Source organism: Arthrobacter sp. H14, from assembly GCF_000520495.1.
Classification (GTDB): Bacteria; Actinomycetota; Actinomycetes; order Actinomycetales; family Micrococcaceae; genus Arthrobacter_C.
The window spans coordinates 1-8,946 of record NZ_AZRX01000440.1; the positions used below are offsets into that span (position 1 = coordinate 1).

4 protein-coding genes are annotated in these 8,946 nt (G+C 59.5%); 3 read left to right on the forward strand and 1 reads right to left on the reverse strand.

From position 1 onward, the window contains the following. From Y707_RS31135 to Y707_RS0101050, 3 genes are all read left to right on the forward strand, one after another. A partial coding sequence (locus Y707_RS31135) for a phospholipase D family protein (RefSeq protein ID WP_026533739.1) occupies nucleotides 1-1,736 on the forward strand: 1,736 nt, incomplete at its 5' end. Continuing rightward, the gene (locus Y707_RS22410; protein WP_051441513.1) at nucleotides 1,733-4,888 is read left to right on the forward strand and encodes a helicase-related protein; all 3,156 of its coding nucleotides are present in this window, start codon (nucleotides 1,733-1,735) and stop codon (nucleotides 4,886-4,888) included. The genes Y707_RS31135 and Y707_RS22410, both read left to right, overlap by 4 nt. Nucleotides 4,889-5,284: 396 nt before the next feature. Then, nucleotides 5,285-6,562, forward strand: a complete 1,278-nt coding sequence (locus Y707_RS0101050; protein WP_081744542.1) for an FAD-binding oxidoreductase — start codon at nucleotides 5,285-5,287, stop codon at nucleotides 6,560-6,562. A 911-nt stretch (nucleotides 6,563-7,473) separates the two neighbouring features. On the opposite strand, the gene Y707_RS22415 is transcribed toward Y707_RS0101050, so the two are convergent. Beyond that, the coding region (locus Y707_RS22415) for an L-lactate permease (protein ID WP_035779791.1) at nucleotides 7,474-8,946 on the reverse strand (1,473 nt) is incomplete at its 5' end.

Genomic DNA, 8,946 nt, shown 5'->3' on the forward strand with positions numbered 1-8,946 from the left:
AGGAGTTCAACAACCCGGTGGCCGTGCTCAGCGCCATCCGCAAAATCTCCGACCGGGTCGATATCTTTTGCCAAGCCGGCCACATCAAGGCGCCGCACGACGCCTCGGACCTACTCAGCCTGCTGGAACCGATGATCCACCAAGTCAGCGTCGGGCACGGCTTGTTCCACCCCAAGGTATGGGTGCTGGAATTCGAGAACGACGACGAACGCCGCTACCGCTTCCTGTGCAGCAGCAGGAATCTCACCCCGGATCCGAGCTGGGACTTGCTGGTCCGGCTGGACGGCGTTCCGGCCGAAGGGAATACCGCAAACCGCATCGACAATGGTCCCTTGGCGCGGTTCGTGTCGGCACTCCCGGAACTCTGCACGGTGGAGTTCGACGGCGATCGCCGCGCCAGAGTGGGGGAACTGGCCAAGCGCCTTGCCTCTGTGGAGTGGGACCTGCCGGAGGACATTCAGGAGGCGGCGTTCCGGCCGCTCGGGACCGGAGAGAGCTACGGGCCGGATTCGCTGGTCACGTTCTTGTCCGAGCCGTCGAAGTCGCACGGCAAGAACCGCAAGTTCAACCGTGACAAAACGTTCGGTCCCAACAAACTGGTCATATCCCCCTTCCTCGACGACGAGTTGCTGGGTCGGGTGAAAGACCGTCATACCCGCGGATTGCACGTCTTTGGCAGGGCTGACCAGTTCGACCTGCTGAAGCCGGAAACGATCGCCGCTAACCGCGCCAGTTTCAAGGCGTTCGATGATTTGGGAGTTCCCGAATCCGCTGAAACCGGAACGGCCGAAGGGTCGACCATCAGCGATGACCTGACGGGGCTCCATGCCAAGGCGTTCTTCTGCGATTACGACCACTCCACCTACGCGCTGCTCGGTTCGGCCAACGCCACGGAGGCAGCGTTCACCCGGAATGTGGAATTCGGACTGGAACTGAAGGGACGCAAGCGGAGCATCGGCGTCGAACGGATTCTGGAAAGCCTGAAGGGCGTTCCGTTTGCCGACTATGCGGGTGAAGGCGGAGAGACGCGCAGCGACGAGGATGAGGCCCGGTTCCGGTTGGACGGCGCTCTACGCGACGCGGCAGCCAAGTCATTCGTGCTGGATGCGGTTTCCGAACCGACATTGGACGGCGCTATCCGGACGTTCGCCGTCACTGCCCGGCACTCGTATTCACCGCCGGAGGACCTGACGGCCCACATTCGGCTGCTCACCGTGGCCAACCCAAGTTTCGCCGTCGTACCCGCTGATGCCGAACACGAACACGTTTTCCGAAGCGTGCCGCTGGCCGATGTCACTCCTTATCTGGTCCTGACGCTGACCGACAAGGCGAAGGACCTGAGCAAGAGCACCGTGGTGCAGGGGACGCTGCGGACGGATCCGGACGGACGGCTCGACGAGATCGTTGCCCGCCAGCTGGACGATCCGGAGAAGCTGCGCCAATTCCTGCTGCTGTTCCTCACGCCGGAAGACGCTCCTCCCGGATCCGGGACGTTTGCTGGAGCGTTCGGGGCAGGGTTCGGGGGTGGAGGAACTGCGGGTCTCTTCGAGGCGCTGATCGGTGCGACCGCCAACTCAGATGCGCCAGAGGTGTTCTCAGAGCTCAAGGTTGTGATCGACCGGTTGCTCGAACATCGTGCCGACGACGAGGAGATTCAACAGCTGCACCTGTTGTGGGAGGCCGCCGTTGAGGCGCTGGGACCGGAGAGTGTCGACGTGGGGGAGGCCGCCCGGTGAATACCTTCGACCCAACCCCGGCACTTGCGACGCTGCGGGGCTTCCAGAGACGTACCGTTGACCACGTTTTCGACCGTTTCTACAACGACGCCGATACGGCCGACCGCTCCCTGGTCGCCGACGAAACGGGCCTCGGCAAAAGCATGGTGGCCCGCGGCGTTATCGCCAAGGCGATCGAGCGGCTGGACCAAGACGACTCGGGTGTGAACCGGATCGACATCGTCTATGTCTGCTCCAATGCGGATCTGGCCAAGCAGAATCTGGGACGGCTCAACGTCACCGGTCAGACCGACATCATCGAATCTGGACGCTTGACACTGTTGCCCATCGAGCTCGGACGGCTCAACGCCGAACCGGGCCCGAACACCCGGAAGAGGGTCAATTTCGTTTCGCTCACGCCGGGCACGTCCTTCAACGTCGGTGGAGCCACCGGCCGGGCGGACGAGCGCGCCGTCCTGTTCTACATGCTGGCTGGTTTGGCCCTGTTCGACATCGATGACCGTGGCCTACCGGTGGAACTGCTTCGTGCTACCTCATCTGTCAAGAATTTTAAGCATCGCGTTTATCGGATTGGGCAAAAGCTTCCGGATGGGCCGCCGGCAGACGTGCTCGAACGCTTCCGCGAACTCACCGAGAAGTACGGGCACCTCGAAGAATTCCGTCTCGCTTTGAAAAAAGCCTCCGACGATGGCGAGGAGGCCGTCCGTCCAAGCATGCGGAAGATCATCGGCAACCTTCGCGGCGACCTGGCGCAGGCCGGGCTCGACTGCCTCGAGCCTGACCTGATCATCCTGGACGAGTTCCAGCGTTTCCGGGACATGCTCTACAAGCCCGGCGAGGACGCCGAGCCGGTGGGTGAGGCAACCGCACTGGCGCGGGAGTTCCTCAACTATCAGGACGCCAAACTTCTGATGCTCTCTGCAACGCCATACAAGGCACATACGAATGCCCGGGAGGAGGACGGCGAGGACCATGCCGCCGACTTCCGTCAGCTGTTGCGGTTCCTCAGCCGGGACGACGACGGTTATATGGCATCGCTGGACAGCGCCCTCGATGAGCGGCGCAAGCAGCTGATGGGTCAGGACGTTGCTGAAGGAGTGACGGAGCAGATCGAATCGGCATTGAAACTGTACATGTGCCGGACGGAACGCCCACAGCTCGGCGAGGACGACATGTTGGAAAAGATCGACATGTCACCGACCGATGTCCAGGCCTCAGACATTTCCAGTTATAAGGCGATGACCGGTGTGTTCAAAGCGGCCGGGACAGGGAATCCGATGGAGTACTGGAAGTCCGTGCCGATGTTCGCCCATTTTTTGACCGACTACAAGATCGGCCGCATTCTGGACGAGAGGAACCATGGGAACCTTGACGCCATCCGTCCGCTGCTTCCGACCCTGACCACCATCGACCCGAAGGCCTACCGGAGCTTCGGTCCGGTGGAAACCGACAACGCGAAGTTCCGCGCTCTACGAAAGCACACCACAGGCCAAGGGTGGTGGAAGCTGCTCTGGATGCCGCCGTCGTTCCCGTATCTGGAGGCAGCTGGGCCGTACGTCGAAGTGGGCAGCGAGGTCACGAAGCAGCTTGTCTTCTCTGCCTGGAATGCCAGTCCGAATGCTCTGACGACTCTGCTGTCGTATGAGGCGGAGCGGCAAATTCTGCAGGATTCGAAGCTGCACGATGAAAATACGGCGGAAGCGCGGAAGCGGTTCGGCGCCCGACTGCAGTACCGGGTTCGCCAGGAAGACGGCGAAGCTCAATCCATGTCGACACTGGCGATGTTCGTACCGCACGCAACTTTGGCGCCTCTCGCCGATCCGCTTACAGCAGCTACCGCGAACGGCGACACCATTTCCGGTGCCGCTGCACGTGAATCTGCCGCCGACAAGATCCAGGACCGACTGCCGGCCGCCGTCGAGGAAATGGGCCGGTTGGGCCTCTGGTCCCACTACTTCTCCGCTCCGGGTCTGCTGCCCGAAAACTGGAACGGTGGCCGGGGAAGAGCCTCCCGCGAAATCCGTGATCTCGGCAATTACACCCGCTCCCTCAATCAAGGTGACGACAGCGACTCCAGCGGCGGACGCGAAAGCGAAGCGAAGCTGTATCAGGCGCATATCGAGCGAATGCTCGACACCCTGGACGGCCCGACCCACGGGTGGGCCGAGGGGCTTGAGCTGCTGGCCATGAACTCACCCGGAAACTGCATGTACCGCGCGCTTCAGAGGATCGCCGGCCCGGAGTTCGACCAGGCTGAGCTCTGGAAAGCCGCATTGTTCGGAGCCACCGGACTTCGAACACTCTTCAACCGCCTGGATGTCACCGAACTCATCGACAAGATCATTCCCGGGGAACGCGACTACTGGCACAAGGTTCTGCAGTACTGCGAAGCAGGCAACCTGCAGGCCGTGCTGGACGAGTATGTCTTCCAGCTGCGCAGCCAGCAGGTAGGCGAACTGACCGTCGACGATCTTTGGAGCATCGCCGATGACATTCGCCAGGCCCTATCGCTGAACCAGGCACAGCTTCGTGCCAAGTACCCGGACAACTCCCACGATGACTTGCGCATGGGTGTGCGCTTCGCCGTCCGCTACAGCAATGCAAAGTCCGACGACGGCGAAACGAACCGTATGCCCGATGTCCGGCGTGCCTTCAACAGCCCCTTCTGGCCCTTCGTGCTGGCCTCAACCAGTGTTGGTCAGGAAGGAATCGATTTCCATTGGTGGGCGCACTCGGTCATCCACTGGAACGTGCCCGGGAACCCGGTCGACTTTGAACAGCGTGAAGGACGCGTGCACCGGTACCTCGGCCATGCAGTTCGGAAAAATATCGCTGAAAAGTACGCGTCCGGGGTATTCGGTTCAGAAGCGACAAACCCTTGGGCGTCGCTCCTCAAAGCCGCGGAAGAGGGTGCCGCGGAATCTGCCACCGAACGGGCCAATGAATTCGCCCCGCATTGGATTCACCGCGGAAAGCACAAAATTCAACGCCGACTGCTGGACCATCCCCTCAGTCGGGACGTTCCGCGGACCAATCACATGCTCTCCGGACTGGCGAAATACCGGCTGACCCTCGGTCAAGCCAGGCAGGACGATCTGCAGGGACTCATCAAGGACGACGTCAACGTAAAACCGCTGGACTTGCGCCCCTGACTGATGATTTCCTCAGTCGTGGGATGAAAAGTTTGGTCTGTCTCTTTCTAAGAAGGGTCGAGGCGGATCCGCGTCCTTACGGTGTTTCTTCGGCGATGACGTTACGACGACGCCGGGTCCACCGACATCAACGAATGGGCGCAGGAGTCTCATTAACCGTTGACCGGGACAGAAAAACGGCCTAGAGTCTTATCCAGTCAGCAAAAACTGGTTTCCACATTATGAAATTATATAACCATGGGTCGATAATATCGGTGGTTCCCCGGCTGCGATTCACCTAAACGAAGGAGTTCTGTGAATAACCACAATGCGTCTGTTGTTCCACGCGCTTCCGACAATGTACTTGAGGCTTCCCGAGCTGCTTCCACGTCACATGCTGACAGGTTGATTGCAAGTATGGACCGGTCAGGCTATGCCTCAGCGACGTTGCCCGACGGGGTCGTATTCGCTGAATCCGTAGAGGACGTAGTGCGGACATTGCAGCTTGCCGCCACCAATCGCACGCCCGTGGTGACTCGAGGTGCCGGTACTGGTCTCGCAGCTGGAGCCGTGGGGCAAGCCGGTGAAGTGGTTCTTGACGTATCCAAGATGAATCGAATTCTCCGAATTGACCCGGTTGAACAGTTGGCGGTTGTTGAGCCAGGTGTTCTTAACGGCGAACTGAACGCCGCGGCAGCGGAATACGGACTGTTCTACGCGCCGGACCCTGCCAGCACTGCGATATGTTCCATTGGCGGAAATATCGCTACCAATGCAGGCGGTATGAGGTGCGCCAAATACGGTGTGACACGTGAAGCTGTTCTGGCCCTGCACGTCGTGCTGGCCGATGGCAGGGAACTGAGAACCGGTCGGGAAACACTGAAGGGCGTTACGGGTTATGACCTCAACGCGCTGATTACAGGTTCGGAGGGAACGCTTGGTGTCGTTGTTGAAGCCACATTGCGTCTCCGTCCCCTGCCCCCTGCGACCGCAACTGTTGCAGCATTTTTCCCCGACTTTGCCAGTGCGGCTCAAGCCGCTTCAGCAGTTATAGCAGCACGCGTGCAACCTTCACTGCTCGAACTTATAGATGGTCAAACGCTTGAAGCTGTCGATTCTGCCCTGGGTACGGATTATCGCTCCAAGGGGAACGCCTTCCTGCTTGCACAGACAGATGGATATGGCGCATTCCTGGAGCAGGATGTCCTCATTGAAGCTATCGAACCCTTCGCAAGCTCATATGAGAAGGCAACTGATCCTGACCATGCGGAACAGTTGATCAAAGCCCGGCGTGAAGCGATCCCTTCGCTGGAGAAACTCGGGCGTGTTTCTATCGGTGATATTGGTGTACCGCGGGGACGGCTTGCCGAGGTCGCGGTGGGCCTCGAAGAAATCTCCCGTAAGACAGGAGTAAGAATTTTCACTGTGGCACACGCTTCCGACGGAAACCTCCATCCGATGATTGTCATGGACGAGGGTGATTCCGTCACTGAAGGACCAGCCAAAGTCGCTTTGGGCGAGATGTTTTACCTGGCTAAAAAGCTGGGCGGAACCCTCACCGGGGAACATGGAGTTGGACTACTCAAGCGTGATTGGCTCCTTCCCGAACTCGGAGAGGTCTCGCTCGACGTTCAACACGCCATCAAAAAGGCCCTCGATCCTGATGGGATTCTTAACCCAGGGAAGGCTATCTGAACCGTTCGGATAGCCGGACGCGCGCAATTTGCTGCGAGAAGACCCCGGCACATCGATCATGAGAACGTCGCGTTGGATCAGAGCCATATGTGGGGGCTCGATTCGGGACACCCGGCAATGGCACAATCACCGGTGTGTCCCGCTCGTACATCAGTCTGCTTCCGAATGGCATCCCGCCTGAAAGTGTCTACCGTGTCGCCGGCACGGCCGTGTGATTGGCTGTATTGATCAGCGGAGGAGAGCATCAAGTCGCTGCCAATCAGATGAATACACGCTACGACTGCGAGGCGGCGTGCCTGTTCAAAAGTAGGGTGACCAAGGTTGTGGGGCCGGGGCGATGGTGACGTTATAGCCGAAACTGTTGAGTTTCTTGATGGTGTTATTCCTGGCTTTGATCGGGTTGGGCCGGGTGAAGAGGTCGACGTCGGGATCGACGTAGCATCCACCGTCGGCGAGCAGATGCCGCCGGCGCTGCGGTGATGATGGAATGCTCCACTGCGACGATGGCCTTTATCAGGTATCACCGTGCGGTGGTGGAATTGTCTGTCTGCGCGAAAGTGCGACGTTTGAGGGCCTAAGCAAGGCACGGGAGTAAGCACCGGTCACGTCTGAGACCACGGAGCGGAGTTAATAAACGATCCTCGCGTTCTTCAGCTGGCGGTGGACTTTTTGCTCCGGAAATCCGCTGTCCTGAAACGATCAATACGGTTATTGAATTACCCGCATCGCCCTCCCGGGGGCCAGAAGTACAACGCCGCGCTAATCGGGAGCAGGGAGTGTCCCTGCTCTCGATTATTTGTCTCGACCACAGCAGTCACTGCCTTGTGGCTCACTCCAGTTCGCTGAATGAATCAACTGACCTTTACGGCCCGGCTACGGTGAGACGAACTCGTGGTCAATTTGCTCGCAGCTCATACTCGGGTGTTTAGCAATTCGGTGGCCGGGCGCTGCCGCCTCATCCAGCCAACGAGCAAGGCCAACGTTGCCAGGAGCAGTATGAGCATGAAAGTGCCGAGGTTGAGACCCAGCCCGTGGATAAATACATAGGCCAGTGGGCCGGCTGCAAGACAGTAGTACGTGGTGATGATGATGGTTTTGCGGAGGAGGTCTCCCTCCCGTCCGAGGAGACCGACTGTGGCGGATGCGGCGACGATGTTGTGGATGGCAATTGGGTTGCCGCCGGCACCTCCGACGGCTTGGGCGGCCACTATCGTCTCCGGGGGTACGCCGATGGTGCTGCCTGTAGAGAACTGGAATTGGGCGAAGGTCAGGTTGGAAACGGTATTTGAGCCGGCGATGAAGGCTCCCAGAGCACCGATCCAGGGCGCTATTATTGGCCATGAGTCGCCGGTTAGAGCCGCTGCACCTTCCGCGAGGACTACCGGCATGCTGGGGAGACCCGAATCATTGAGTTCGGGGCCGGACTGAATGAGGATGCGCACCAGGGGCACAGCGAATAACAGAGCCACCGCTGTTCCCGCCAGTTGCCCGCCTGATATTTTCCAGGTTTCGACGATCTGCCGCCTCTTCATCCGGTGCACCAAGTAGCCGGCGATCGAGGCGACGATAAATATGAACCCTGGCAAGTAGAGTGGCTGCACGGCGGTGGAAATCTCCGTGCCCAGGATGTTGTTGAACGGAATGGCAACGCCGGTCAGGAAGTTTGTCAATGGTTCGATAACCCTGCTGAGGACCAGCAGGACAGCCACCAGTACGTAAGGTGTCCATGCACGGACTATGCTCATCCGGGCTGAGGTATCTGTTGCCTCAGTTGGGTCGATTGTGCCCATCCACCGCTTGGGCCAGCTGGCCCGGGGACCGAATTCGAATGTTTCCTTAGGCATCAGGAATCCGCGGCTGGAAGTGAACATGACCAACGTCAGTCCGATCAGCCCACCGACCAGTGACGGAAATTCGGGGCCCAAGAAGCGGGCCACCAGGACATAGGGCACCGTCATAGCCAGTGAGGCGTAGAGGGCAAAAGGCCAGACCGCCAAACCGTCACGGAATCGGCGCTCCGGGCCGAAGAAGCCAGTCAGCATGCAGACCAGGAACAAAGGTATGAGCAGTCCGATAATGGCGTGCATCAAGGCAACTTCGAAGCCGATGGAGGCGACGAATTCAGGAAAAGTAACTCCGAGTTCAGCCATCCGATCTTCGACTGCAGGGTCGCCGCCGAGTCCTCCGCCGACGCCGATAATAATCGGGGTCCCGACGGCGCCAAAACTTACCGGTGTACTTTGGATGATCAGGCCGACCATCACGGCGGCCATGGCGGGGAAGCCCAGAGCCAAAAGCAGGGGAGCGATAACGGCAGCAGGAGTTCCGAACCCTGAGGCACCTTCAATGAAGCTGCCAAAGAGCCACCCGATGATAATGGCTTT

Bases quoted from the DNA above. Each gene is read 5' to 3' on its own strand.
- Y707_RS0101050 (WP_081744542.1), top strand. From the start codon at position 5,285: ATGGACCGGTCAGGCTATGCCTCAGCGACGTTGCCCGACGGGGTCGTA.